Origin of the sequence: Ureibacillus aquaedulcis (assembly GCF_030418165.1) — a bacterium.
Classification (GTDB): domain Bacteria; phylum Bacillota; class Bacilli; order Bacillales_A; family Planococcaceae; genus Ureibacillus; species Ureibacillus aquaedulcis.
Genome location: NZ_JAUHTQ010000016.1, coordinates 24,616 through 50,959, shown reverse-complemented (window position 1 = coordinate 50,959; position 26,344 = coordinate 24,616). Strand labels below are relative to the sequence as shown.

25 protein-coding genes are annotated in these 26,344 nt (G+C 37.0%); 20 read left to right on the top strand and 5 right to left on the bottom strand.

The window, feature by feature from the left end; all coding sequences use genetic code 11:
* Positions 1 to 208 precede the first annotated feature (208 nt).
* The gene (gene galE, locus QYB95_RS16395; protein WP_301139477.1) at positions 209 to 1,204 is read left to right on the top strand and encodes a UDP-glucose 4-epimerase GalE; all 996 of its coding nucleotides are present in this window, start codon (positions 209 to 211) and stop codon (positions 1,202 to 1,204) included.
* 239 nt (positions 1,205 to 1,443) lie between these two features.
* On the opposite strand, the gene QYB95_RS16390 is transcribed toward galE, so the two are convergent.
* The gene (locus tag QYB95_RS16390) at positions 1,444 to 2,142 is read right to left on the bottom strand and encodes a hypothetical protein (protein WP_301139451.1); all 699 of its coding nucleotides are present in this window, start codon (positions 2,140 to 2,142) and stop codon (positions 1,444 to 1,446) included.
* A gap of 382 nt (positions 2,143 to 2,524) precedes the next feature.
* On the opposite strand from QYB95_RS16390, the gene QYB95_RS16385 reads away from it, so the two are divergent.
* The 8 genes from QYB95_RS16385 (at position 2,525) to QYB95_RS16350 (ending at position 9,660) form a co-directional block, all read left to right on the top strand.
* Complete coding sequence (locus QYB95_RS16385) at positions 2,525 to 2,974, top strand: VanZ family protein (protein ID WP_301139450.1); 450 nt, start codon at positions 2,525 to 2,527, stop codon at positions 2,972 to 2,974.
* 144 nt (positions 2,975 to 3,118) lie between these two features.
* A complete protein-coding gene (locus tag QYB95_RS16380; RefSeq protein ID WP_301139449.1) occupies positions 3,119 to 3,631 on the top strand; it encodes a ParB N-terminal domain-containing protein in 513 nt (170 codons plus the stop codon).
* Positions 3,632 to 3,741: 110 nt separating this feature from the next.
* Positions 3,742 to 4,005: a hypothetical protein gene (locus tag QYB95_RS16375; protein WP_301139448.1), complete on the top strand. Its 264-nt coding sequence runs from the start codon at positions 3,742 to 3,744 to the stop codon at positions 4,003 to 4,005.
* 324 nt (positions 4,006 to 4,329) lie between these two features.
* A complete protein-coding gene (locus tag QYB95_RS16370; RefSeq protein ID WP_301139447.1) occupies positions 4,330 to 4,884 on the top strand; it encodes a YdcF family protein in 555 nt (184 codons plus the stop codon).
* Positions 4,885 to 5,016: 132 nt separating this feature from the next.
* A complete protein-coding gene (locus tag QYB95_RS16365; protein WP_301139446.1) occupies positions 5,017 to 5,166 on the top strand; it encodes a YwzD family small protein in 150 nt (49 codons plus the stop codon).
* 289 nt (positions 5,167 to 5,455) lie between these two features.
* On the top strand, positions 5,456 to 7,003 hold the full coding sequence (locus tag QYB95_RS16360; protein WP_301139445.1) for a hypothetical protein: 1,548 nt from the start codon (positions 5,456 to 5,458) through the stop codon (positions 7,001 to 7,003).
* Between the two features lie 31 nt (positions 7,004 to 7,034).
* Positions 7,035 to 9,146 carry an S-layer homology domain-containing protein gene (locus tag QYB95_RS16355; protein WP_301139444.1) on the top strand — a complete coding sequence of 704 codons (2,112 nt, stop codon included), beginning with the start codon at positions 7,035 to 7,037 and terminating at the stop codon, positions 9,144 to 9,146.
* 364 nt (positions 9,147 to 9,510) lie between these two features.
* The gene (locus QYB95_RS16350; protein WP_301139443.1) at positions 9,511 to 9,660 is read left to right on the top strand and encodes a YwzD family small protein; all 150 of its coding nucleotides are present in this window, start codon (positions 9,511 to 9,513) and stop codon (positions 9,658 to 9,660) included.
* Between the two features lie 275 nt (positions 9,661 to 9,935).
* Here the strand turns inward: QYB95_RS16350 and QYB95_RS16345 are convergent, their stop codons facing one another.
* Positions 9,936 to 10,913 carry a copper amine oxidase N-terminal domain-containing protein gene (locus QYB95_RS16345; RefSeq protein ID WP_301139442.1) on the bottom strand — a complete coding sequence of 326 codons (978 nt, stop codon included), beginning with the start codon at positions 10,911 to 10,913 and terminating at the stop codon, positions 9,936 to 9,938.
* Positions 10,914 to 11,316: 403 nt separating this feature from the next.
* Between QYB95_RS16345 and QYB95_RS16340 the strand changes: the two genes are divergently transcribed.
* Together QYB95_RS16340 and QYB95_RS16335 are read left to right on the top strand one after the other, a co-directional pair.
* A complete protein-coding gene (locus QYB95_RS16340; protein ID WP_301139441.1) occupies positions 11,317 to 12,144 on the top strand; it encodes a carbonic anhydrase family protein in 828 nt (275 codons plus the stop codon).
* Positions 12,145 to 12,393: 249 nt separating this feature from the next.
* A complete protein-coding gene (locus tag QYB95_RS16335; protein ID WP_301139440.1) occupies positions 12,394 to 12,543 on the top strand; it encodes a YwzD family small protein in 150 nt (49 codons plus the stop codon).
* Between the two features lie 70 nt (positions 12,544 to 12,613).
* Here the strand turns inward: QYB95_RS16335 and QYB95_RS16330 are convergent, their stop codons facing one another.
* The 3 genes from QYB95_RS16330 to QYB95_RS16320 form a co-directional block, all read right to left on the bottom strand.
* On the bottom strand, positions 12,614 to 12,997 hold the full coding sequence (locus tag QYB95_RS16330; RefSeq protein WP_301139439.1) for a hypothetical protein: 384 nt from the start codon (positions 12,995 to 12,997) through the stop codon (positions 12,614 to 12,616).
* A 317-nt stretch (positions 12,998 to 13,314) separates the two neighbouring features.
* Positions 13,315 to 13,662 carry a hypothetical protein gene (locus tag QYB95_RS16325; protein WP_301139438.1) on the bottom strand — a complete coding sequence of 116 codons (348 nt, stop codon included), beginning with the start codon at positions 13,660 to 13,662 and terminating at the stop codon, positions 13,315 to 13,317.
* An 82-nt stretch (positions 13,663 to 13,744) separates the two neighbouring features.
* Positions 13,745 to 14,260: a sigma-70 family RNA polymerase sigma factor gene (locus tag QYB95_RS16320; protein WP_301139437.1), complete on the bottom strand. Its 516-nt coding sequence runs from the start codon at positions 14,258 to 14,260 to the stop codon at positions 13,745 to 13,747.
* A 347-nt stretch (positions 14,261 to 14,607) separates the two neighbouring features.
* Between QYB95_RS16320 and QYB95_RS16315 the strand changes: the two genes are divergently transcribed.
* The 9 genes from QYB95_RS16315 to QYB95_RS16275 all read left to right on the top strand — a co-directional run bounded on the left by QYB95_RS16315 (position 14,608) and on the right by QYB95_RS16275 (position 26,335).
* The gene (locus QYB95_RS16315) at positions 14,608 to 15,159 is read left to right on the top strand and encodes a competence protein ComK (RefSeq protein WP_301139436.1); all 552 of its coding nucleotides are present in this window, start codon (positions 14,608 to 14,610) and stop codon (positions 15,157 to 15,159) included.
* Positions 15,160 to 15,448: 289 nt separating this feature from the next.
* Positions 15,449 to 17,683, top strand: coding sequence for a YcdB/YcdC domain-containing protein (locus QYB95_RS16310; protein ID WP_301139435.1), 2,235 nt, complete (start codon positions 15,449 to 15,451; stop codon positions 17,681 to 17,683).
* A gap of 846 nt (positions 17,684 to 18,529) precedes the next feature.
* On the top strand, positions 18,530 to 19,489 hold the full coding sequence (locus tag QYB95_RS16305; RefSeq protein WP_301139434.1) for an LCP family glycopolymer transferase: 960 nt from the start codon (positions 18,530 to 18,532) through the stop codon (positions 19,487 to 19,489).
* Between the two features lie 253 nt (positions 19,490 to 19,742).
* On the top strand, positions 19,743 to 21,431 hold the full coding sequence (locus QYB95_RS16300; RefSeq protein WP_301139433.1) for a phospho-sugar mutase: 1,689 nt from the start codon (positions 19,743 to 19,745) through the stop codon (positions 21,429 to 21,431).
* A gap of 301 nt (positions 21,432 to 21,732) precedes the next feature.
* Positions 21,733 to 22,866: a hypothetical protein gene (locus QYB95_RS16295; protein WP_301139432.1), complete on the top strand. Its 1,134-nt coding sequence runs from the start codon at positions 21,733 to 21,735 to the stop codon at positions 22,864 to 22,866.
* Positions 22,867 to 23,522: 656 nt separating this feature from the next.
* Positions 23,523 to 24,134: a hypothetical protein gene (locus tag QYB95_RS16290; RefSeq protein ID WP_301139431.1), complete on the top strand. Its 612-nt coding sequence runs from the start codon at positions 23,523 to 23,525 to the stop codon at positions 24,132 to 24,134.
* Between the two features lie 36 nt (positions 24,135 to 24,170).
* Positions 24,171 to 24,932, top strand: coding sequence for a YveK family protein (locus tag QYB95_RS16285; RefSeq protein WP_301139430.1), 762 nt, complete (start codon positions 24,171 to 24,173; stop codon positions 24,930 to 24,932).
* Positions 24,916 to 25,626 carry a CpsD/CapB family tyrosine-protein kinase gene (locus tag QYB95_RS16280; RefSeq protein ID WP_345783728.1) on the top strand — a complete coding sequence of 237 codons (711 nt, stop codon included), beginning with the start codon at positions 24,916 to 24,918 and terminating at the stop codon, positions 25,624 to 25,626. The genes QYB95_RS16285 and QYB95_RS16280 overlap by 17 nt, the downstream gene beginning before the upstream one ends.
* A 43-nt stretch (positions 25,627 to 25,669) precedes the next feature.
* On the top strand, positions 25,670 to 26,335 hold the full coding sequence (locus tag QYB95_RS16275) for a sugar transferase (protein WP_301139476.1): 666 nt from the start codon (positions 25,670 to 25,672) through the stop codon (positions 26,333 to 26,335).
* Positions 26,336 to 26,344 lie beyond the last annotated feature (9 nt).

Below are 26,344 nucleotides of genomic sequence, written 5' to 3'. Positions count from 1 at the left end.
GGAATTAATATAGTAGGGAGTTAATAATTAAGAAGTAATTAATCTTTTTTATATTTGTTTTTCACTCATATGTATTTTGTAGTGAAAAATACAATAGTTGCAACTTTGAATAAACAGTATTTAAATAACATGCTCTTTCTCCAAATAAAGTTGCATATTAACATTACTCCTTACAAAACAGTCAAAGCTTATAAAGGAGGTTTTTATTCTGAACATACTAGTAACCGGCGGTGCCGGATATATAGGCTCTCATACTTGTGTCGCTTTGCTTGAAGCAGGACATTCAGTCATTATTGCCGATAATCTTTCTAACAGTAACAGTGAGACTATTATGAAAATCATGGATATAGCTGATAAAGAAGTAACTTTTTACGAGATTGATGTAACAGATTCACAAGCTGTTGATATTATTTTTAGAAATTACAAGATTGATGGAGTTATTCACTTTGCTGGTCTTAAAGCGGTTGGCGAATCAGTAGAGAAACCACTAGAATATTATTACAATAACATTGTGAGCACTATGGTTCTTATAAAAGCTTGTAAGAAATATGGTGTAAATCGTTTTGTATTTAGTTCATCAGCAACCGTGTATGGAGATAATAAAGTACCTTTTGTGGAAACTATGGATCTTTTACCAACGACTAATCCTTACGGAGAAACGAAGGCCATGAGTGAGAGGATTCTTACTGATATAGTAAATGCAAACCCTGCTTTTTCAGTTTCAATTCTTCGATATTTCAATCCAGTAGGTGCACATAAGAGCGGACAAATAGGTGAGGCACCTAACGGAATTCCTAATAATCTAATGCCATTTATTACTCAAGTAGCAAAAGGTAAACTTGAGAAATTACGAGTGTTTGGAGATGATTATCCGACGGTGGACGGCACAGGAGTACGTGACTATATTCATGTAGTAGATCTTGCTGAAGGCCATGTTGCTGCATTAGAAAATCTAACTGCAGGTATACATGTATATAATCTAGGGACTGGAAAAGGTACTAGTGTACTGGAATTAGTAAAAGCCTTTGAAGAAGCTAATGATATTGAAGTCCCATATGATATCGTGGCTCGGAGACCTGGAGATATCGCTTCTTGTTATGCTGATGCTTCAAAAGCGGAGCAAGAATTAGGTTGGAAAGCAAAACGTAATCTTGTTGCAATGTGCCGTGATTCATGGCGGTTTGAGAAGAATTTTAAGGGATAGAGTGATTTACTGAATTACCCGCTGCGCTTAATGGCTCGGCTGGTATATTCGTCACGCTACTAAATATACATCTAATTTCTGTTCGTCAATTATTTTGCATAGATTTATAAAATAGAAGTAACTCTAAATCCTAGCCAACTAGGCGAATATTTAAGTACAAACATAGTAGTGGCATTAGATAGTTATCTTTAGTGCCACTACAAATTGAATGCTCCTGTCCTTGCTAAATAAATCCAAACTTAATTCAAATACATATTTCTCCCTTGCATCGCCTCTATTACCACTTTTAAAGCCGGATAAAAATGAATTAACAGGGTGGCTAAGGTGTATGAAATCATTTCGTCATTTGGATTTGCTAGGAGTGTATCAATTGCGTCCTGAATTTGAGTGAAACATTTCGTTAGTTGTTGGGTTGTCTTTGTTGTCTGGGTAGGGAAGAGGTCAGGATTTTTTCGCATCTTGTTTTCAATGGTTTCATAAAGCTCCAATGTTGATGGTGTGTTTGCTGCTAAGTAGAGCAACTTGTGTTTGGAAATGTCTCGCCGATCCAGTTCTAGCGCGTCCAGTGACTCGAGCCTCTTCACACGTGCCTTCCTGCTCATGAGGAGTTCCTTTGCGATTGTTATGTAGTCCATTTCGATGGACTGTAATTCTTCAAGATTGTATGAATCCTTTATGAGTGATTCCGTTCGTAGGTAATAATACTCCGTGTACAGGGTTAGTTGCTCATAAACGGGATTAAATTCTTTTAAAAAATGCTCTACCCATTGATGATTCGCGTGCTGCTGCTCCATCGTTAAATATTCGCGGTATTCTGTTCGGCCATTAATGTCGGTGTATCCAGATACCCACCTCAATTGTAGATCACTATTATTCTTTATTAAATTTTCTAGCTGCTTTGCTAAATCAATATCACGCAACATTTCTTCCATCTTCATCTTCTCACTCTCCTCGACTCTTTTGTGATTTATTAATGAACTATCTAATTTCATTTTACTCTTTTCGACAAATGGCGTCTTGGTATTGGAAAATGATTCAAAATTTTGTAATAATTTAAATGCTCAATGAATTGAGAGATGAATATAAGGATAGATTTATTTCTTAAAAACCAACTTTTACATAAATTGTATGGTAACTTTAAGGAAAAGGACTATCTATTAGCCAAATAATAAGCACTTATGATGTGTTATATATGAATGCAGGAAAAATTAGGAGACTTTTAGCGGTATCAGCTACACCATTGCAAAAAAAGAATCATTATAAGAAATTGAAGTTTATTACCGGTTATATATGATTATCCTGTTATGAAGGGGGATGAAAATGCATATCGATTATGAACTTATTTTCGGAATGGATAAACAGATGCACTTTGTGGGTTATGTAGTTATTTCAGTACTCTCAGGAATTTTTATGCTCCTTTTATCAGAAAAGCATTCTGTAAAAAGAAGATTAGGTTACCTTTGGATAACATTGGTGATTATCGGTATCTTGGAAGAGTACAGACAATTTTGGTTGCCTGATAGGAGTGCTGAGTTTTTGGATGCCCTTGCCAATATGTTTGGGGTAACAGTGGGGCTATTACTACCAATACTCTATGCAATAAAAATCAAATATAGCAGGAAATTTGCATCTGGTCGATACACAATATACAGTTTTACTATAATCGCATTACTGATTGGTTTATCCATTATAAATGAACGACCGTTTATACTATTTGAAGAACCATATATAGCAAAATTCACAAATATAGTTGCTTTTATAGGATTATAATTAAATATCTTGAATCAATCTACAAATAAAAAATGCAATATCCTCTATTATTAAGCTGCCATAAAAATTAACCCCCAATTATTGTAATAGGACAACTTACGACCTGAATAATCATTAGTAAAAATGAAATGGGTGGTTGAGCACATGTTTGAACAGCCAAGGGAGATTGAACTTTCCCAAATTCGACTAGAAACATCCTTTAGGAAAAATGAGAAGGATTTAAGCTTAGAGATGGATATTAGCCGAAATGGATTGATAGCTCCCTTAATTGTTCAACTGGAAAGTGAAGATACCTATGTATTGGTCGAAGGTTATCGGCGTTTTTATGCGCTGCAGTTTTTAGGTAAGAAGTACGCGGATTGCTTTATAGAAAATTACACATCCGAAGAGGATCGAATCATTAAAAGACTGAGGATAGAGTTCCAAACGAAGAAGCGAACAGCGTATCAGCTTGAAGAGATGATCAATCGATTATTGGAAAATGAATTGTATGATGTGAAGTTACTAGCAAGCCTCTGTAATGTTACCGAGAAGACTATCGCTAAATATAGAAAAGGTTCTGATGTAAACCCTGACTGGATAAGAAGGGGAAGAAAAACTGGTGCAGGTAGGCATGGATTTACGATTATTCATAAATTGAATGTAAGTGAGAAATAAAAAATTATATTGTAGATAGATATATAAATAAAGAGATTAATAAAGCTAAACTGGAAGTCATTGAGAAGGTTACGAAAGAAAAAGCATTCAAAGACATAACGGAAGATAAAGTGAAAGAGTGTATTGACGAAATCGTTTTACAACAATCAAGAAACTTTGAAACCGTGAAAGAAATTGTCAGTGAAAATAGTTTGCTTGCCGTCCATACTAAAAGCAGCCATGCGGATATGTATAAACTAACTTTAAAGTTAGTTGCAAAACTGGAAAAGATTTTTAGAAACAATAACTTTGTAAAATACTTAACTAATAAACAGAAAGGCGAATTGACTAAAAAGGTGGAGAGTTTAGCCATTATCCTAAATCCTCCAAAGTAACTTGGATAGTCTTCTCCTTGGGAAACTGGATAAAGGCAGCCCTGCCAAGTCATCTGAAATAGGTATTTATAGTTTTCTCGAATTAGTAGCATTGGAAAGTTATCTCTAGTGCTACTATTAATTTACCGCTCGTGTCCTTCTAAATAGATTTATAGCAGTGGAGAAAGACAATATCACCCTACTATAAACTCTCCAAAGTATTTCCTTATGTTCCTTATCTCCATTATTTTTACAACCTCTTAATAGTGAGTTATTCCAGTTTATGGTATAGTATTAGTGGAATTTGAGGTAACAGTCCAATTTAGAAAATGAGGAAGCAGTTCCGTGAAATATAAATCAACCATATTTTTAATAATTTGCTTATTGTTATTTTTTGCTTTCATCCTCTACGGCAAGAACTATCTAGTAGTGAATGAAGAACCTGAGAATGCTGATGTCATCATCGTTTTGAGTGGGGATGGCAGTCGATTGGAAGAGGGAGCAACTCTCTATCATGAGGGGTATGGAAAGAATGTATTATTGACTACTGCGTTAGGCAGTGGAACGACAAAAGAAGAGGCGATTGAATTTGGCATTCCTGAAGAGGCACTCATTCTGGAAGAAAAAGCAACGAGTACTTATACGAATGCTGTTTATGCGATAGAAGAAATGGCAAAGCATGATTTAACCTCGGCTGTGGTCGTCACGTCAGATTATCACACAAGAAGATCGAAGATGATTTTTGAACGGGTATTTAAAGGGAGCGGCATTGAGCTAACGTATGTTGCCTCAGCATCCGGCGAAACGCTTGGGGATTTCTCCATGAGAATGGCTGCTAGGGAATACGTGAAGTTGGTGGGGTATTTCTTCGGCTTGTATTATGTAATCGATCTTGAGTAACAAAGTGGTTACTATATTGCACTTGTATTAAGTCTTCCCTAAAAACGTAAGGAACTCATAGATTCTTTCGCGATTATAGCTATAATCATCTTAAGAGTATTAGAACAGCGGGTTTTTAGGAGGAGCATGGTCTTGGAAAGGTTCGAAGTGCAAGAAGCGTTAAAGGAAATCCTGGAAGGTGCTATACAAAGAGGAAATGAGCAGAAAGGCGTCACCGTTCAAGAATTTGTTAATGAGCTTAAAGAGCAATTGGAAAATTTATTGGGAAAAGTGAAAGTATAGAGATGGTCCTATTATTGGATCATCTCATTTTTTGTTACTAAGCCCTCTTTGCATTATTGTTTTCAAAAGATGTGAGTCTGTTCTATTAATATCACAATGTTTGATGAATATCACTTGTTACATCTAATTTTTACTATATTTATACTTGAGTGAGGAATATTTACCTAAATATTGTTATTTTAAGAAATAGAAAAAATAGAGAGATTTGCATTTCCCTGACATTTGGTAAATTTGTACAATATAATAGTGCCTATTGGCATAAAAAACCGTTTTAAAAGGAGGGATTTTTTTGAAGCAAGTCTATACTAAACTACTTAGTATATTAAGTATTATTTTCCTAATCTATTCAACATCGGGCGTGACACAAGCTTTCGCTAATGACATAGATGTTAGTGAAGTAGAGGAAATGAAAATTAAAGTTTATCCAAATAATCATGATGATGAAAATGCACGTGTAATTAAAGACATATCTGGTGAAATTCAGTCTGTAGATAGTGGGGGATTATCTCATATAAATTTGATTGGTCATAGTGAGGATGACATATACTCATTTTCTATCGATGATGAAATCGTCAATAGAATTAATCCTACATCAAATTATATTTTTACTTTTGAAGTATTCTATAGTGAAAATGAAAAAACTTACACTTATATCGATAATCTCAAGGTTACTGGTAGCCAGTTTTTAAAACTTACAAGTATTAAGCTTCCTGCAGCTGAAGACTTAAAAGAAGCAATTATTATTAATGATTTAGAACAAGATCTTGTTCCTACAATTGAAATTTATGAAGGGACAGAACAGCCTACTAAGGGTGTTACTTTGTATCCTTACCAGGATGACAATGATGAAATTAATTTAGTTGTGAAAAAAGATAGTAAATTTTCTTTATATTATAGTTTGATTAAATCAATCTACGATGACGAATCAAGTGAAGGGTTCTATCTCTATGAAGAAGTTGATTTCACAAGAGGAGCACCTCAGGAAATTAGTAGAGCCTATGAAAATCTAGTAGAGATTGAATTTGAAACTTCTTCAGAGATGATAGGGTTTTCTAAAAATAGTTTTACTATGGTGCAAGAAACTAATAATAGAACGAAGATGTCTCCAGGGAAATATTATGTTCACTATACTACTCCAAATAACTTAAAATGGACTGGGGAAATTGTGGTAGATGAGCTTTCTGCTATTAATTCAATTATCTTGCCTAATGAACCTACTGAACTAGTAATAAAAGATTTAGAATATGAAACTAATGGAAGTAACACCTTATTAATGTATGATTTAATTGCGAGTAATGGAGGTTTTGCTGTAGAAAACTTCTCTAGTAATCTCATGCCTTGGGATATTACTACTAAAGTCTATGATGATAATAACTTAGTGGCAGAAGTTAATGAACCTTCTAACACTTTAAATGAAATTTGGAATTATATTGAACTTGGCAATATACCATCAGGAGAATACGATGTAGTTGTTGAATTGAATCTAAATGAGACAGATAAAATCGTAGGTAGAACAACATTAAGTTATGAAGCAGATGATGAATCGGATGATGAATCGGATGTACCAACCACACCACCTACGACCACACCACCATCTTCTTCATGCTCATCACACTTACCATGTACTCTCCCAGTCGATTTATCAACGCCTTTTGGAGAGATTTCCCAATTTGGTACAATTAATATTTATCAAGTAGAAGATGAGGGGTATCTTAGTCAGGTTGCGGGGTATATGTATAATTCGGATAACCCGACGTTTAATTTATATTCCACAAATAATTTCTCCATTGATCCTGTCCTATTATGTAATTGGAGCCGCTCGTTTAGGAAATCATGAGGATAGTAAATATCTTAATGAAATGAGAGAGATGTCTGGAGAAGAGATACTATTATTATCAGAGGAGAATAAGTTTGCGTTTTCTAGTGACCTGAAAAAAATCTCTTTAAACGTTTCCGAAACAAATGAGCTTAACAGCCTTTATAACGGTTACTTTATGTTTGGCAATTCTAGACAAACTATAGGGTTCTTTGGTGGCACAGGAAATGATGTGATTGATTTATATCTATCTCCTGAATTAACAAGAGGGTATATGAAAGCTGAAAGTGATGGTAGCACAAAATTTATCGGTTTTAGTATTGATGATGAAGAAATAGTTAGGGTGAAAAAGGAAAATTTAGCAAGGCTAGAAGCTTTAAATCAAGAAAATTCTTTACCTATCTTTACTTTTGATAATCATTGGATTACGAGCAACAATTTTAACTTACCATTAGAAATAACGAAAAAGACGTATGATTGTTTGTCTGTCGGAGTAGGGATTACAGAACAGGATGAGACATGGGGCTATACATTGTCGAAAAGAAATGTTGAAATCTCAGATGATACAATAATAGAATTCTCCGGAAATATTGAAGGGGAAATTACTTCAGTTCTTCAAAGTCCTAGTGACGGGAAAATTCATGCAAACATAGAACTCACCGCTGAAAATTGGACAATCAGTAGTATTTTCAAAGATATTTATAACGATGTACAGGAAACTGTTTCAATCAGTTACGTATTAACAGATTCTCAAGGTAAGAAATACACAGATACGGTAAATAATTATAGTTTACACTATCTTGAGCTTCCAAGTGACCTAGCTGATGGAGTGTACACACTAAAATTGACGATTCCAACCAGCCCTAGCAAGTCTTTAACACTTGAAAAAGAATTTACGATTGGAGAATCTGCCAACCCAGGTGACGGCGATTCAACAGATTCAGGAAATGGCGGTTCGACTGGAGGAGAAACAACGAACCCAGGAACCGGTTCTGGAAATAGTAGCGGCGGTTCATCGGGTGGTAATTCTAACCAAGGAAACCAACTCCCTCAAGTACCAGTAACTAAAGTGAATGAAGCTGATATTGATACTCAGTTAGACAACACAGCAAAATCAGAAGTTGAAATAAATGCTGAGGTGGTTACTGAAACAGCACCAAATGTAAATGTAGAAGTTTCAAAACAAGCTTTAGATAAACTTGCAAAATCAGAGAAAAACTTCGTTATTAATTCGGGAGAGGTTGCGATTACGGTTCCCTCAAAAGTGTTAAAAGCAATCTCGAATTCGGCCACAGATACAATCGATTTTAAAGTGGGCTTAGTAAAAAATACGGAAATTCTCGGTGATGGAAAAGCATTGTCAGATGCATATGAATTTACAATTTCCATTGGGGAAGATGCCAAATTTTCATCATTTGAACAACCAATTGCGATTTCCTTACCTGTAGAGCCATCGGAAGTGATGGATGCAGACAAAGTAGCAGCTTACTATATCAACGAAAAAACAAACGAATTAGAATTCGTGATCAGTAAATACGAGAATGGCGTTGTGACGTTTAAAACAATTCATTTCTCTCGGTTTGTGGTAGTAGAAGATCATAAGTCCTTTAATGATGTGGCAAAAAATCATTGGGCTAAGCATTTTATTGATTCCCTAGCATCTAAAAATATTGTGAATGGGAAAACGGCATATTCTTTTGCACCAAACGATACTATTACACGTGCAGAATTTGCTTCAATTCTAGCAAGAGTCTTAAACTTGCCAACAGTAGCGTATGAAGGTGAATTCACAGATGTGCCTAAATCAATGACTTGGGCAGTTGCTGAAATTGAGGCCGCAAACCAGGCGGGAATCGTTTTAGGAAACAATGGAAAATTCATGCCAAACGAAGAAATCACACGTCAACAAATGGCTACGATGATTGTTCGTGCATTAGAATATGCAGATCCATCGATTGTTGAAAATGTGAAAAATAAAGTAAGATTTGCGGATGCAAAGAATGTTCACAACTACGCGAAGGAAGCAGTGACGATTGTCTCAGGGCTGGGTATTGTCGAAGGACGAATGATGAATGGGAAACGCCTGTTTGCCCCAGAAGAAAATGCAACACGCGCTGAAGCAGCGAAAATGCTTTACAATATGCTCGACCAATTAGCAAAATAATAATTATTAGCATGACTAGCACGGGGGAAGAGGTCGATCTTTCTTCGTGTTTTTTGCTAAGGAAATTATGAGACTTTGTGTATGGTGTCAACAAAGCATTCTTTCCATATGCCTTATGATAGAGGATTGCTCTCTATTCCAATCGACCTCCGTCACCACTCAAAACAACGATTACATCTGAATTCTAGTGCTATTCATTCACTTCTGCTGTGGTCGTGATCTTGAGTAACAATGCGATTACTATATTTCAGTTGTGTTAATTCTTCCCTAAAAACTATAAGAAATCATAGATTCTTTCGCAGTTATAGATATAATCATCTTAAGAGTCATTTTGAAACAGAGAGGTTTTAGGAGGAGCATGGTCTTGGAGAGGATTGAAGTGCAAGAAGCATTAAAGGAAATTCTGGAAGGTGCCATTCAACGAGGAAATGAGCAGCAGGGGATTACCGTTCAAGAATTTGTTAATGAGCTTAAAGAGCAATTGGAAAATTTATTGGGAAAAGTGAAAGAATAGGGAAGTTCGCAATAATAGTATGATCTTATTATCAGGGCATCCGTAGTTCGGCTTATCAGAAAATTTTTAAAATAACTTGAAAAAGAGGCAACTTTCCAAAAGGGAGGTTGTTTTTCTTTTTGACTGTTTTTGAAAACATTTTAACTCACCATTCACAATCTGAACTGTGGCGGACATAAAAAAAGCCCTGTGGAAATCATTCACAGGGCATTTGAAACATCGCGAAAAACTTTCCATTAAAAAAATGGCCGGTAAAAGGCGTTTGTATATGCTATTTATTCAGCTTCCCACCGTTTTGTAGTAGGCCCATCATATGGACTGTCCTTTTTAACAAAACTAATATACGCGGCATCTTTATTTAGAGATGATCCCCATTTATATTCCTCTCTGACAGTACCTTTTTTTACTAGTGCCCCAGGTCCACCAAAGATTTTTACGGCTTCTTCATATGTTGTGTTTTCATTAATCGTCGCAAAATTTTCTGCTGTCACAGCTGGGTACCTTAGATCCGGGATATCATTTCCACTATAAGATATATCATCCAACCTATCCGGATAACCGCTTACCGTTATACCGGTGGGCGAGCCAAGGAAATCCATAAAGTAAAAGTAATCTAGACGAAGTTCATATCCAGGCGTTTGAGCAAATAAGTATTCAAGATCAGTTGAATTCATTTTTCCTACATTCATAGCCAAGAATTTTTCATAATTGACTGTGGGCTTACCGAAGTCCTTCACTTTTCGCAATTCTTTATTGTAAACATTTTTTTCGAAGTCTGATGGAATCAAGTTTACACCTGTATCGGATAAATACACATCTTTGTTTTTAGAATCCCAACGCACATTGATCCCAAGACTTTCTCCTACAAAACGTAATGGAACTACAGTTCTACCATTAATCACCTGACTAGGTGCATCTAATTGAAGTTTAATCACCTCTGTACCATTGATAACAGTAACGGTTTTTTGACCAATTGGTAAAATGTACGAAGGTGGTTGGAAGTAGCTTTTATCTTTAATCGTAACTACCTTCTTTTTCTGATCCCATTTGACTTCCGCACCAAATCGTTCAGCTATAAATCGAATCGGCACAAGGGTACGGCTATTTTTGATAACAGGTTTTTGATCTAATACTAATTCCTCTGTGTTTGAAAATACTTTAATCGTGTCGTTCGCACTCACTGTGTGATAAGATGCCGTGAAAAGGGTTATTGCCATCATCGCAATCAATGCAAAATTAAATTTTTTAATCATTGTCTGTTCTCCTCAAAAAAATTTGTCATATTTATAGTAGAAAATTCAAATCTATTTTGTAGATTTAGTAAAATTATAGCAAATTTATAGAGAATAAAACCATTTTTTAGTAGAACAAAATTTATATTAGTGAACATTGGGAGAGTTTCTTTAATAGGAATATGTCTTTTTCCGTTTAGTTGCCATGAAACGTAGTAAAAATATTTTTTGGGTTAACTAAGCCAAAAGCGATGGTCCGATTGAGTACAAAACGATTAATATTGGCTGCTTCTATAATTCTTTGTATGGATAGGTGGATAGTAGGAATTAATTGAATTAGCATATTTAGGAAGTTTGAAATTTTATTATTCACTAGTATCTAGTATTCTATGAGGGAATATAGAATAAAGGAGGTCATATCAAAGTGAAAAAACTAGTTTATGTATTTTTAGCTGTATTTTTAATCCTGGCGCTAGTCGCATGCTCCGAACAAACGGCGGAAACAACCCCGGCGGAAGAGGGAACAGTAAATGAAGTGAAAGAGGAACAAACCGTGATTACGAAAGAAAGTGATTGGTCTTATAATGATGAGAGTGGACCTGAATACTGGGCAGAATTGGATCCCGCCAATTTAGCCTGTGTCAATGGAAGTGAACAATCACCGGTTAATATTGAATTCTCCCAAGTCAAAGCAGATAAAGAACTAGAAGACATTGGGATTCGATATGAGCCGACCGCTTTTTCGCTCGTAAACAACGGTCATACCGTGCAGGCTAATGCCACAACCGAAAGCAGCAGCCTGGTTGTTGAGGGAAATGAGTACAAGCTTGCTCAATTTCACTTCCACACGCCAAGCGAACATCAATTTAATGGCCAAAATTATGATATGGAGCTGCACCTTGTACATAAGAACTCCAATGGCGATCTTGCGGTCCTTGGGCTGATGATTCAAGAAGGAAGAGAAAATGACAAACTGGCAGCTGTCTGGGATGTATTGCCGAAGGAAGAAACCGAAAAAGCTATTTCCGTAGAAGAACCGATTGATTTGGAAGCTTTACTACCTCAAGATCAAACCTCTTTCCATTATAACGGTTCATTAACGACACCTCCTTGTACGGAAGAAGTAAAATGGATTATTTTTGAACAACCCATTGACATGTCGAAGGAACAAATTCAATCTTTTCAGCAAATCTTCCCGGACAATCATCGTCCTGTCCAAGCTCTAAATGAACGAGAAATTTTTAATCACTAGCACTTAAAGTTTATAAGAATCTATCAATAGAAGGGCGCAATTCTAAAGTTGGGCTCTTTCTTTATGTATTGGGCATTAGCTTGAAGAAACTTCAAGGAATGGCGTGTTTCATTCATAAGTAGCACATCCTCTCCTTGAAGGTATGTTTTCCATATATTTCAATAAAAATAGTAGATATCTCCAAGTTTTGTACTATAATAAGTTAGGGTACTTATTTGTAAATAGGTGACTTATTTGGGAGGTATAATCTTGGAGCGGCCAGAGATACAGGAAGAATTCAAGCAAATTTTAGAGTTATCCATTCAACGCGGGAATGAAAATGCAGGAATCACACTTGAAGAATTTATGACAGAACTGACTAGCCAACTCAGGGGTCTACTGGAAAAAGCCAATACTTAGGGATTGTCTCAGATTTATGGGACAATCCCTTTGCATTTTCAGTGGTGGGGTCAGGGCATTTCCTCACTTTTTATGCGAGCTGTTGCATTTTGTCATAATCAATTCGGTACCATTTTGTTTTGTCCATAAGACCGTTCTCAAATGTTGTTATGGAGATGATGTAGCCGTGTTTCTCTAGTTTTCTGATGGCCCGCTCGATGGTCTTCTTGCACCGAAATGGGAAATGTGTGTGCCATTGATGATAAGTGTGTTTACACCAAATGTGCCCTTCTTTAGAAACCGAGGATGTTTCTAGCAAGCTGTCCAACTTGGCTAATATAAGGGCTTCATTGATCCCTAAAGCGACTGCTAAAGTTGGATAAAGATTTACTGTTGGTTCGTTTATTAATAGGTAATCTTGAGCCTCCTCTATTGAAGAGTTAATTGGCAGCTCTGTAATGTTTTTTTCGTTCATCTGAATCTCCTCCTTATAGTCGTCCCTCTGTTATGCATAATTCCAATCTTTCTATACTTTATATATCAGTTAGCAGCCAAAAAAGAGACATTTTTTCTCAATGATATTTTTTGGTAGATGTAGTGGGCTCTTGTTGTTTAGGGTTTGCTCATTTTTTAATCGAAAACGCACGAACAGTGTGTTTTTTATTCTCTTAAGTAATCTATGAAGTATCTCTGGTAATGGTTCCTGCAAACTGCTGAAATGGATTTCCGCAATTTGCAGAAATGCATGCGTCCTTATCTGGGGGAAGGGTACAGCGGTTTTGGCTTTTCCATCTATACAATTTGGCGTGCACCTTCATAAAAATGGTGTACGATCATGGCGTAATTGACGCGATACCACTTGGTGCGGTCGGCTTTCATGGGGTTATACACACCGACGACAATGAGCTGCTGCTCTTCGAGTTTTTTCAATGTCCGCTCAATTGTACTTTTCGACCAGAAAGGAAATTCCCCGTGCCATTCCTCTACCGTTTTATACACCCATGTATGACCTTCCCGTATGTTTTTGGATATCTGGTTCCAGAAGTGAATTTGCTGCAGGATAATGGCTTCATTCAGCCCTATTTTTGTAGCCAGGCTAGGAAGTATTAAAAGTGGTGATTCATCGATTAATCGTTTCAATTTACTCTTCTCCTTTGGAGTGCCAGGCACAAACAATTTGCAATTGTCTTGGAGTTGTTTGGGTGCCTGGCACATATTTAATTTAATTTAGCTTCATTCGAATTTTTTTCAGGATGCGTGCTCTCCGTTTTTTTAGTGCGTCGACCGAGGCGTTGTATTTGTGTGTGAGTTCCTCATATTTGTATTGATGATAATAGAGATCTTTGAGTAATTCGAATTCGTCCTCCGTTAGAAATTCGGCTACGGTTTCAAGTGTTGCCGCTGCGTTGGAAGGCATGTTTTTCACATCGGTATATTGGGCAACGAGTGTCAATTTGTCGTTTTCATACGGAATCTGCCTTTCCGAATACTGGTTATCCTTGCGCATGGCTGTGTATAGGGACGTCAGCATCATACGTTGGGCATATGGTGCGAAGCTGCCTTTTGCTGGATCAAAATGCTGCCATGCCTGCCATAATGCAATTCGGGCTACTTGGCAAAAATGCTCACGGTTTTTATAAATCCGTGCTTTTCTTAAAACGCTATAAATCATTGGGTTATACTGCTCCAGAACTTCTTCAAAATCATCCATTTCTTTTGCACCTTGTGACCTGTGCACAGGTCAATTATTCCCGGGTATCTCTATCGTAAGAGAAGACTGGAAAGGAATCGAATGGGCAATTTTCTTCAAAACGCCAAAGAATAAAGTGGATAATATAGAAGAGTTGACTGTATTTTATTAGAATAAATAGTAAATTTCACCATATTTTCACAATTTAATATGGAAAGGGTCTTCTAAAATAAATGGGCATATTTTAGAATAATATTGACAGTGATTTGGGAGTTTAGTATTAGTATAAAAGAATCATCGAAAGGAGTGATGTGATAGAAGAATCCCCTAGGTAGAGGTTGATACTTTTTTAGTTTGGTCAAGTGAGATACTACTCATTAAAAGGAGAGAAAAGTATGACAAAATTAGAAGAGATGTTTTTCAATAACCACCGTATTTTAGCAATTGCCCCTCAATATCATGTAAAATATGCGTCAGCTATCTATACAGTACAAAAGGCAGAGACTTTCCATTCGCTCCACACTTGCACCAGGAATATGGAAACCTATTGCCTACTTAACGGGTCAAGTCTAGAAGGCCGTAAGCTTTCTTCGCGTAAATGCTTCAAAGATGTCAAAAACCCTTCTATTCTCATATCCGATCCGCTTGCCATTGCCGCCTTTCAAGTCCCCACCGTGGATAATCTCGATACCATCTGGATTATGGATATTTTCGGGGCAAAGATTGAAAGCCTTCCGAATAACCATACCGTCATCACCTTAAGCAGCGGGGTCGAACTCATCACCTCTCTACCTGCCAATTTAGTCGAAAAACGTAGAGAAAAAGCCTTGAATCTACTGAAGACCAATGCCTTGAAATACTCCTTAAGCCATAAATTTCCCTTCAACATTGCAGCTAGCCACATAAACCATTCATCTTTAAATCATTACATACATCCAAGTCCATAAAACAGATGAATATGAAGTTAACCTAGAACTCTAGTTCGCAAGTGGAGAGGGGATTGTTCATTTGTAGTGGGCAATCCCTGCTCTATTCTAACGCGCTTTCGCTTTTCTCAAAAAAAGAATCGAAAAAGCCTTGCGTTTACTCCATGAAAGCCTTCATCTCTATGGGCAAGAAATTTAACATCAACACCTCCAATTGCAAGATAAATCCCATAAATTTCATTTAATGCCCACAAATGTTAAAATCTGGTGTATTATTTAATAGATTACTAAATAACTTAGGAGTGATGAATTGAAGAATTTAAGAACGCTAGGAATCTTAACATTGTCTACTGGCCTATCATTTGGAGCACTAGCACCAGCAGTAGCTGCTGCAACACCTGCAAATGAGCAAAATGAAATGGTTCAAATTAGAACTGCTTCGGTGGAATCTGTTGTAACAAAGAGTGAGCTCATCAAAAAATTTAAGGAATTGTTCCCAAATAAGTTTGATTTCTTAAATGATGGTGATTTCCATATGGGGAGTGGTCATCACTTTCCTGATGATGATACCATTCGTTATGACTTAAGCTTTCACAAAGAAATAAATGGGAAGCGAGTTTATGGTGGGATTGGATTTGTTGGGGAAGAATTGGAGATTGAGAATTTTTACTATCAACCCGCTAACAGCATAGATGCTCTCTTTCCGGCAAAAGTGACAAAAGGCGAGGCTGAAGAAGCTGCCCTTGCCTTTTTAAAAAAAATACCCGGTGCAAGTGAGTATCAGCTGGATACTACTCATGACTACAACCTAGGAAATCAACCTCTCACAGAACCAATCCGTTATTCATTCTCGTTTGTCCGTACGGAAAATCAAGTACCTATTCCAGATCAGCACATACAAGTAAACGTGCTGGGGAATGGAGAAATCGCCGACTTTTATCGTACTTCAGTAAATACGGAGTCACATACGTTTGATGATATTACAAAAGTGATATCCGAGAATGAGATTTTAACGAAGGTAAAAGAAAATCTTGCCATCGATTTACAGTATAGAATCGATTTCGATTATCAAACAGGTGATCGAACTGTGCAACTTGTCTATCAACCAACGAATGACTTTCTTGGGGTTCATGCTCTTTCAGGTGAATGGCAAACCGTAAACGGTTTCTCCCCTGATTTACCTGAAGAACAAGAAATCGAATTCATTACAGCTGAACCGATTCAACCAAAACAAACTGACTTCTCTTTAGAAAAGGCGAAAGCGTTTGCTCAAAAGTTACTATCGATTGATTCGGATAAAGTGAAGCTATCCATTGAATCGATTGAAGAAAGAGAAAATCACATTGGGCAGGAAGTCATTGCCATTCAATATATGTATTATTACGGAAATAGCGGGCATGGTACAGAGCTTGAACTCGATAAACAGACAGGTGAAATAATCCAATATACAGATATCAAGAGTGATGTACTAAGAGAAATGGGCGACAACAAAGAAAATAATCAGCCGATTTCCAGTGAAGAAGCACTTAACCTAGCAGTGGAATATTTAAAAGAGTTCTCTCCTTCCCATCTTCATAACTATGCAAAACCAACAGGAGAAGCGCACTTTGAGAGTGATAGAGGCGTCTATCATTTTGCATTTCCGAGAGTTGTAGACGGCATTCTTGTATCGGGTGATAACATTTCTGTTGGTGTATCTGCTGATGGGTCTTTACTTGGTCTCAATGTAAATTATCAAGATGTGGAAAATTGGCCAACAAGTGAAGAAGTAATTTCTGAAGAAGAAGCAAAAGCGGAATTTTTAGAGCAATTAAGCTTAGATCTACAATATGTAAAAGAAGGGTATGCGGAAGATGATGACCATTATCAACTTGCTTATACCCCATTATTCAATGAAAACCAATTTAGCTTCATAGATGCAAACACTGGTGAATGGAATAGTTTGACGGAAGAAGAAAGTGAACGTCAAGTCATCACGCACCCTTGGGCAGAAGATGAGCTTAATTACTTAGTGAATGCTCGAATTTTAGACGTCGAGGATGTAAACACGTTTGATGCAAATGAGAAGATTACAAAAGGCGATGCACTTGCAGTGATCATGAAGTCCCTTACTCATTTCTATGAGGGCGGTTATTATCCAGGCCAGGAGAATATGAGTCAGTCATTTGACAATATTGATCCTGAGCATCCTCTATATCAAATAGTTGAACGTGCTGTTTCGTTGAACATCCTCGATACTGAAAGTGCCAACTTAGATCTAGATGCACACCTTACGAGAGAAGAATTAGCCGTTTGGTATATACGAGCATTAGGACTCGAGCAGGCAGCTAAACAAGGCAGTATCTATCAATTGGACTTTGCCGATGCAAACGATGTACAGAAGGAATACATTGGTCATGTCGCATTAGCAAACTCATTAGAATTATTAACAGCAAATCGTAATCAATTCAATCCTAATCAAGAAGTAACATATGCACACTTAGCAGTATCGGTTGTTCGGTTAGCTCATGAAGCATACAAGAGAAACCCGGAAATGTATTATTAAATTTTGAGAAAAGGGGCGTTGTTGACACGCTCTATGTAAAACGGAAAGAGGTCGGGACAGAAGCAGCAATTTCTTAGAATGAAGGAAAAACTATACTAAGAAATTGATTTTAGCCACATCAAGAAGACACCATTTTCCTTTCCGGGGAAATGAACTGCATCCCAATTGTTAGACACAATCTAACAATTGGAGATGCAGTTTTTTTGGCTATTTTTACTGCAGAAGAAAAATTACAAGCAGTTACTCATTACCTGGATAGAAACAAGAGTTACGAAACAATCGAAAGGCCATTGAAGTTGATTAGAAATCAAACATTAAATGAGTGAAACTATTCCAGCATCATGGGGTAGATGCCTCTCTTAAGCAGCGGGGTCGAACTCATCACCTCTCTACCTGTCAATCTAGTTGAAAAGTGTAGAGAAAAAGCCTTGAACTTACTGAAAACCAATGGCTTAAAATACTCCTTAAGCCATCATTTTCCTTCAACATTGCAGGCAGCCACATAAACCATTCATCCTTAAATCATTACATACATCCAAAACTATAAAACAGATGAATATGTATTTTTAGACATTTCAATATTCGCATCCCTACAAGACACTTAGGACTTCCATTATGCTCATAGAAATGAGGCCGACTGGAAACCTCCTCTTATGCTTATTTTTAAAAATTTAATATATTAAAGTCTATTTTGGTGACTTTTTACATATATTAAAAGTACAAAAGATTCCAATATTGTCACAATTATAGTCATTACTTCATGCGTGATTTATGATAATATAGGTTGTTGGAATCATATAGTGCGATTTAGAAAACAAGCACTAGCTAAATAAGAGGTGGTCAAGAATGGAAACAAGCGCCACGAACAATAAGGAGAAAAAGCGTACATCCAAAAAGCGCAAATTTCTAATTTGGTTAGGCGTCATCGTAGGTGTACTGATTTTGGCAATCGTTGGCTTTGCCGCTAAATTATACATGGATACGAAAAACACGGTAGATGTTATATATGAAGATATCGAGCAATCGGAACTGCGGGAAGAAGTAGTGAGCATCGAGGAAAAAGAACCGATTTCGATTTTGATGCTGGGTGTCGATGAACGGGAAGGGGACGTTGGGCGTTCGGACACGATGATCGTCTTGACGATTAACCCCGAGACGAACGATACGAAAATGCTAAGCATCCCGCGTGATACGCGAACAGAGATTATCGGCCACGATACGACCGATAAAATCAACCATGCCTATGCCTTTGGTGGCATCGAAATGTCTCGTCAAACCGTCGAGAACCTTCTCGAAATCCCGATCGACTATGTGGTGCAGGTGAATATGGAAAGCTTTAAGGACATTGTCGACATTGTGGGTGGGATTACCATTCAAAATGACTTGGAGTTCACAGCCGGCAATGCAGATTTTCCAATGGGAACGATTACCCTAAATGGTGAAGAAGCGTTAGGCTATGTGCGCATGCGCTATGACGATCCGGAGGGTGACTTCGGTCGCCAAAACCGCCAGAAAAAAGTCATCCAGGCCATTTCCCAATCGGCCCTAAGTGTGGATACAGCCTTGAACTATAAATCCATCTTCGCCACACTCGAAGATAATGTAAGGCTCAGCGCTTCCTTTGATGAATTATTAACGATTCAAAAAGGATACCAAGATAGTTTCAAATCCATCGAACAGCTTTATATGAACAATGGACAAGGGACAAAAATTGATGGAATCTACTACTACCTCCCGGATGAGGCTGAAATGGAAACAATTAAATCCACACTGAAGACTCATTTAGGTGTTAAGGAAATTGATTAGTTTAACTGAATATGAATGGTGAAATATCCGAAACACGAAGAAGTGTATGTAACTTTCTTCGTGTTTTTATTTTCATATCTAATATGCATAGTATTGCATGTAATGTTTTAGTTTTGTAAATTTATATTAACTGCAATATCTCTGGAGAAAAAATAGTATAATTTACAATGTATGTAAATCGACAAGCTTAATAGTTGAAAGTAAGTAAAAAATATAAGATATCAGGCTTTTATTGAAAGGATGGAGCTAGAAATTGCAAGAAACTTATATAAAATGGACAAACGAAGTGAAAGATGAAACCCTATTGCATGAACTAAACTCGATCTCGGAAGACGATAAAATGGTAGAAGATCGATTCTACCAATATGTCTCTTTTGGTACAGGAGGAATGCGCGGCATCATTGGGGCTGGGACAAATCGTATTAATATTTATACGATACGTCGTGTTTCGGAGGGTCTAGCCCGTTATATTGCGTCCCATGGCGAAGAAGCAAAGAAACGTGGGGTTGTAATTGCTTATGATACACGTCATTTTTCAAAAGAATTTGCCGTTGAAACTGCCAGTGTTCTAGGTTCACATGGAATTACAGCTTATATTTATAAAGAGTCACGCCCTACCCCACAGCTTTCCTTTACCGTTCGTGAACTGAATGCTTTTGCAGGGGTTGTGATTACCGCTAGCCACAATCCAAAACAATATAATGGCTTCAAAGTGTATGGGGAAGACGGTGCGCAGCTTGTTCCATCAGGAGCAAATGCGATTGTTTCCCATATGGATGAAATTGAAGATATTTTTGATATTAAGGCTCGAGATATAAATGAGTTGGAGTTACAGGGAATTGCTCACTGGATTTTAGAAGATTTTGATAAGAGCTACTCTAATCAACTTTTATCATTAAAGGAAAATGCAGATATTGATTTTGATTTAAAGGTTGTATATAGTCCGCTTCATGGTTCTGGCTTAGTCCCTGTTAGTGAAGGCTTGCGCCAATTTGGGTTTGATAATGTACATATTGTGGAGGAACAAGCAATTCAAGACGGTTCTTTCCCGACAGTTTCCTATCCTAATCCTGAAGAAGCCGCTGCCTTTAAGCTTTCGATGGAGCTTGGAGAACGTGTAGGAGCAGATTTATTATTAGCTACAGATCCGGATGCCGACCGTTTAGGTGTAGCTGTTCGAAACGGGCAAGGCTATGAATTATTAACAGGCAATCAATTAGGAGCTTTGTTGCTAGACTATATTCTAAAAAACCAGCTGAAAAATGGGGCATTGCCATCAAATGGTGCGATTATCAAGACAATCGTAACAGCTGAACTTGGTGCTAAAATAGCTGCCAAATACAATGTTGCAACAATCAATACACTGACAGGCTTTAAATATATCGCCGAAAAAATTGCAGAGTATGAGCAGTCCGGGGAATACTCCTATTTATTTGGCTATGAGGAAAGCTACGGGTATTTAATCAAAACGTTTGCACGTGACAAGGATGCGGTTCAAGTTGCGTTAAAAGTTGCTGAAATGGCTGCTTTTTATGCAAAAGAGGGTAAAACCTTATTAGATGTATTAGATGTATTGTTTGAGGAATTTGGCTACCATAAAGAAGCCCTTGTCTCTCAAGTTTTTGAAGGAAAGGATGGCCAAGAAAAAATGTTGGCCATTTTAAGTGATTTCCGTGAAAACATCCCTACAAACATTGTCGGGGTTCCGGTAGTTCGAGCGGAGGATTACCTAACTGGAGAGGCAGCCTTATCTGATGGTTCTAAAGAAGAAATTCTGCTTCCACAAGAAAACGTACTAAAATTTGTATTAGAGAATGGTGCCTGGATCGCCATCCGCCCTTCAGGTACCGAACCGAAATGTAAATACTACTTTGGAGCAGTTGGCAATTCCAATGAGGAAGTTGAGCGTTTATTGGCCGATTTGAAAAGTGCATTTCTTTAATAAATAGAGACCTTCCGTAATGGAAGGTCTTTTTGTTATTTCCTTAAAAAGGGTAAATCGTTCTCTCAGTATTGAATCTGGATAAATAACGGTGAACATTTCTACCTAAATAACCCTGAATCTTTAGAAGTAATTTAAAATAGAGTTGGGATTTTTATCGAGAAAAAAGGCCTAATTTTTAATTGTGTCAAAATAGAAAAGTCAATAAAAATACTTGAGAGTTTGATAGAAAATTATGTATACGATAGATATAATTGGTGCTAATATATTTTTCTGTAATTGCAAAAAAAATCGGAGGAATATGATGAAAACCAACCTTACTAAATTGCTAGCAATAACAAGCTTTATGCTATGCTTCTTCGTTTTTCAAGCATCGGCAGTTTTTGCAAATGTGTTATCTGAAATCACTGTAAAACAAGGTGAAACTATGGAAGTAATCACTATTACGGAGGATACAAAAATAAGTTCCGGAGAAGGTGTAGTAATTCCAAAGGTAGTCATAACAAATGGTGCTAAGCTAGTAGAATTTAATGCAGATGTTCAAATTGTAGAAGTAACGTCTCAAAACAATGTGGAGCTCGTGGGAGAAGGAACTATAACAGATGTTATTATTTCCACAAGTAAAGAAGTAGCATTAAATACTACTGGAGATATTCATAAACTTGTAATTACGGATCCAGCCGCAAGATTAGAAATAAAAGAAGGTACAAAAATTTCAAAATTAGTCATTCCACAAGGAACAAAGAGAACTGATATTATCACAAACTATGAACATTGCAGCCATCGCTTTGAAGATGACCGAAATGGAAATGGACATGGGGATGTAGATAATTCACAAGCTGATGATAACAACACAACACCGGAAGATGAAAATACAAGGCCTGAAGAAAATCCACCTTCTGGAGATGGAAGTACACAGCTAACTGAAGAAAATCCACATTCTGAGGAAGGCAACACACCACCAGCACAAGATAACCCATCTTCTGACGGTGAGAATACGCCACCAGTTGATGATAACTCACCTTCTGGCGATGAGAACATACCACCAGCTGGAGAAAATCCACCACCAGCTCCACCTGCGAATGAAGCTCAGGCGGCAAAGTTAGAAATGGAAGATAATCAATATGGATACGGTGTATATCAAGCATCGTATAGTTCAGGTAGGGAGGCCGTTGTATCATCAATCGAATCTCTAATGAAGAATGATTTACAAACTAGATCTTGGGTTCCTTGGTATAGCAAAGTTACAATCGAAGACGTTACTTGGGTTAACCCTCCTGAGACATTACCAGCTCCGGAACGAGTTTACGATTCAAGAATGGAAATGTACGATGATGTCAAAAGGGAATATTTCTTTGATGTACTAATAAAGGATAACGAGGATGGTTCAACGGAAACTGCTTATTCAGTAAAAGGAATTGTTCAAATTCAGTAATTTTAAGTGACCTCACCAAGTGGTGGGGTTTTATTTTGTTTATTCTCCCCAATATTGCAGAAGAATTATGTTCAACTATTAAACAGTATTGCTAAATGAAATAGAATGGGAATAATTTTTTGCAATGAAATAAAAACCACTGGAGAAGACAAATCTCTATTCCAGTGGTATTTAATTTTTATACTACTTTCATCTTCCGCATTTTCTCCACCCCGCTGCAGATTTGTGCTTAACAACACTTGCAATAATTGGTTCGTGTAGCCCACATATTTGTGTTCAATCACTGACGAATGGGCAGTCCTTTTTACCTTTAATTGTTCCCATCTACCACTTCAACAAAGGAAACAAGTATCAGTTTCACTATTCTTACCTTAGTAATCCACTGAAAAATAATAGCTTGTTTTTGACTAAGATTTAGTCATATTTCCTCACGCGTTTTTCTATAGTATTAAGAGAATTTCAAAACTAGTGCTCAAAGTATAGCCTTATAACAAAATGCGTGTACATTTTGAAATCTAGTAGTTTGAAAGTATTGTGGAAAAGTAATCCATAAGTACTTTTGATTGGTGACATAGGAAAATGTGGGTGACATAGCTATTGAGGTGGACGGGCATTCAATTCATTGAATATGAAAACAATAAAATAAAGGGGATTTTATGAAGAAAAAGTGGACCCGTATTTTACTAATCTTTCTCCTAATTTTGCTGATTGCAGCAGGGTATGTAACCTACCTTTTAAAGTTTAAGGAATACGATGTGGTCGATCCCGGAATAGATAAAATTACAGATGAAAACTTCTCGGTTACCTTGCCGAGCGGAACAGACCTGGTACTGGGTAGTGATGGTGAAATCTCCATGGGACAAGCAGTAATGCCGGATTCTGCAGATACTAGAGAGTCGACTATAAAAGTTGGCGAAAACCTAACAGTAGCAGACATCAACGATAAATATAGACCAGTATTAAACGAAATAGAATCACTGGCAAGTTCTAAAGTAAATAGCTTAGCAGAGCAGGCAATAGATGAATTTTATACCAAAAAAGAAAAGGGGGAGAAAATTAGCTATCCTTATTTCTACCAAAAATATATGGAGGCGCTAGACGGACTAGAAGAGAATACAGATGTCTTTTTTGCAGGTGTAATGAGTATTGTTGAACAAGAATTGGCGACAAGCGGCTTTAATCCATCCTATGTAGATAGTTTTCGAGAAGACTATGAAGCTTCCAAGAAAAGTCAGCGTAAAAACCTAAATGAAAGAATTGATAAGTAGTTTATAAAAGTTGGCATCAAAGGAGGGAAACTATTTTTGGAAGAATCCATCAAGTTACAGGATATAGTGAAAATTGTTAAAAAGCGGATATTTCTTATCGTTTCGTTACCGGTACTCGCAGTTATTATCGCAGCCATTATCAGTTATTTTGTATTAACACCGGTTTACCAAGCTTCAACTCAAATATTAGTAAACCAACAAAAGACGGCCACCGAAACCATTCAATCACAGGATATTCAAACCAATTTACAATTAATAAATACATACAATGTCATTATCAAGAGTCCAGTTACTTTGAATCAGGTGATAGAACGTCTTGACCTGGAGATATCAACCTCGCAATTATCAGAGAAAATCACGGTTTCTAATGTAGATAATTCACAAATTATAACGATCAACGTAATGGACGAGCAACAATTTAAGGCGGTGGACATTGCCAATACAGTAGTAGAAGTATTCCAGGAAGAGATTCCTGTATTGATGAATGTCAATAACGTTAATGTCTTATCTCCCGCAGTGTATTCGGAAGATTCGACTCATGTAAAGCCAAATGAATTGATGCTTATCGCCATTGCAGCAGTGATTGGAATCCTGCTGGGTGTTGGAGTAGCTTTCCTGCTTGAATATCTTGATACAACGATAAAAACTGAAAGAGATGTGGAAGAACTATTGGGGCTACCGATTCTTGGAATGGTGATCCAGATTCCTAAAAAAGGATCCATACAAGAAACAAAAGAAGTAGAAGTGCAACTTAGCAGAAGAAAAAGTAGTAAAAAAAGGAGTGAGAAGCTTGTTTAAAAGAAAACAAACCAAACAAGCAATGGCGAGAAAGCTGATAGTCAGGGAAAGCCCCAAATCGATTTATGCTGAACAGTATCGAGCAATTCGTACGAGTATTAACTTTTCTATGCCGGATAAGGATATAAAAACAATCGTTGTGACATCCCCCAAATCAGGGGAAGGGAAATCGACGATATCTGCCAATCTGGCAGGCGTATTTTCGCAGGAAGGAAAAAATATCCTGCTGGTTGATGCAGATATGCGCAAACCAACTGTTCATTATACCTTCAATCTGATGAATAGCTATGGTTTATCGGAAGTGCTATCTGGACAATACGAACTTAGGGATGCCATTCAGGATACTTATATTGAAGGGCTATATGTACTGCCTAGTGGTTCAATCCCTCCTAACCCTGCAGAACTACTTAATTCTAAACGTATGAATCAGCTCCTATTCGAATTAAAAGCACAATTTGATTTTATATTCTTCGATACACCACCTATTCTTTCAGTTACAGATTCGCAAATCTTAGCGAACAAATGTGACGCAACAATACTGGTTATTAATTCAAGACAGACACCAAAAGAATTGGCCAGTAAATCTAAAAGTATTTTACAGCATTCCAAATCCAATATTATCGGCGTTATCTTAAACAACTATATTCTTAAGAAGAATGATGATTATTACTCGCTTCATGGTTATATAGAATAGTTGTTTGATTGACGAATTTTTTATCTCTATTTTAAATGATAGGATGGTACCCATCGAAAAGGCAAAAGAACAGGTTATACCTATCACATTAAATGATAGTAAATTCTATCTGCTCAATAAAAGACTGCTAGATATCCTATGTTCAATAAGTGGGCTCTTCATTTTAACTCCGGGATTTTTTCTACTAGCAATCATTATGAAGATTGAGGATGCCCGCGGTAAGGTTCTATTTAAGCAAGTGCGTGTAGGTAAGGACGGAAAAGAATTTTATATGTACAAGTTTCGGTCAATGGTATCAAATGCCGAAGAGTTAAAAGATCACTTACTGGAACAAAACGATATGAAAGACGGGCCGGTTTTCAAGATGAAACAGGATCCAAGAGTAACAAAATTGGGTCGATTTATAAGAAAAACTAGCATAGATGAACTACCCCAATTAGTGAATGTATTAAAAGGCGACATGACCTTAGTAGGGCCAAGACCACCACTTCCTAGTGAGGTCGCGCAATATACAAGCTATGAAAGACAAAGACTGTCCGTAACACCAGGTTTAACGTGTTATTGGCAGGTAAGTGGTAGAAGCAATATTGGCTTTGAAGAGTGGGTTCGTTTGGATTTGAAATACATTCAAGAAAGAAATATTATGCTAGACATCAAGCTTATTTTGAAAACGGTATTTGTGTTATTAGGATCAAAGGATGCTTATTAAGGGATGTGT

Coding starts and splice junctions, on each gene's coding strand:
- QYB95_RS16275 (WP_301139476.1), top strand. CDS start 25,670: ATGGTACCCATCGAAAAGGCAAAAGAACAGGTTATACCTATCACATTA.
- QYB95_RS16290 (WP_301139431.1), top strand. CDS start 23,523: ATGAAGAAAAAGTGGACCCGTATTTTACTAATCTTTCTCCTAATTTTG.
- QYB95_RS16295 (WP_301139432.1), top strand. CDS start 21,733: ATGATGAAAACCAACCTTACTAAATTGCTAGCAATAACAAGCTTTATG.
- QYB95_RS16355 (WP_301139444.1), top strand. CDS start 7,035: ATGTCTGGAGAAGAGATACTATTATTATCAGAGGAGAATAAGTTTGCG.
- QYB95_RS16390 (WP_301139451.1), bottom strand. CDS start 2,142: ATGAAGATGGAAGAAATGTTGCGTGATATTGATTTAGCAAAGCAGCTA.
- QYB95_RS16380 (WP_301139449.1), top strand. CDS start 3,119: ATGTTTGAACAGCCAAGGGAGATTGAACTTTCCCAAATTCGACTAGAA.
- QYB95_RS16330 (WP_301139439.1), bottom strand. CDS start 12,997: ATGAACGAAAAAAACATTACAGAGCTGCCAATTAACTCTTCAATAGAG.
- QYB95_RS16345 (WP_301139442.1), bottom strand. CDS start 10,913: ATGATTAAAAAATTTAATTTTGCATTGATTGCGATGATGGCAATAACC.
- QYB95_RS16315 (WP_301139436.1), top strand. CDS start 14,608: ATGACAAAATTAGAAGAGATGTTTTTCAATAACCACCGTATTTTAGCA.
- QYB95_RS16305 (WP_301139434.1), top strand. CDS start 18,530: ATGGAAACAAGCGCCACGAACAATAAGGAGAAAAAGCGTACATCCAAA.
- QYB95_RS16385 (WP_301139450.1), top strand. CDS start 2,525: ATGCATATCGATTATGAACTTATTTTCGGAATGGATAAACAGATGCAC.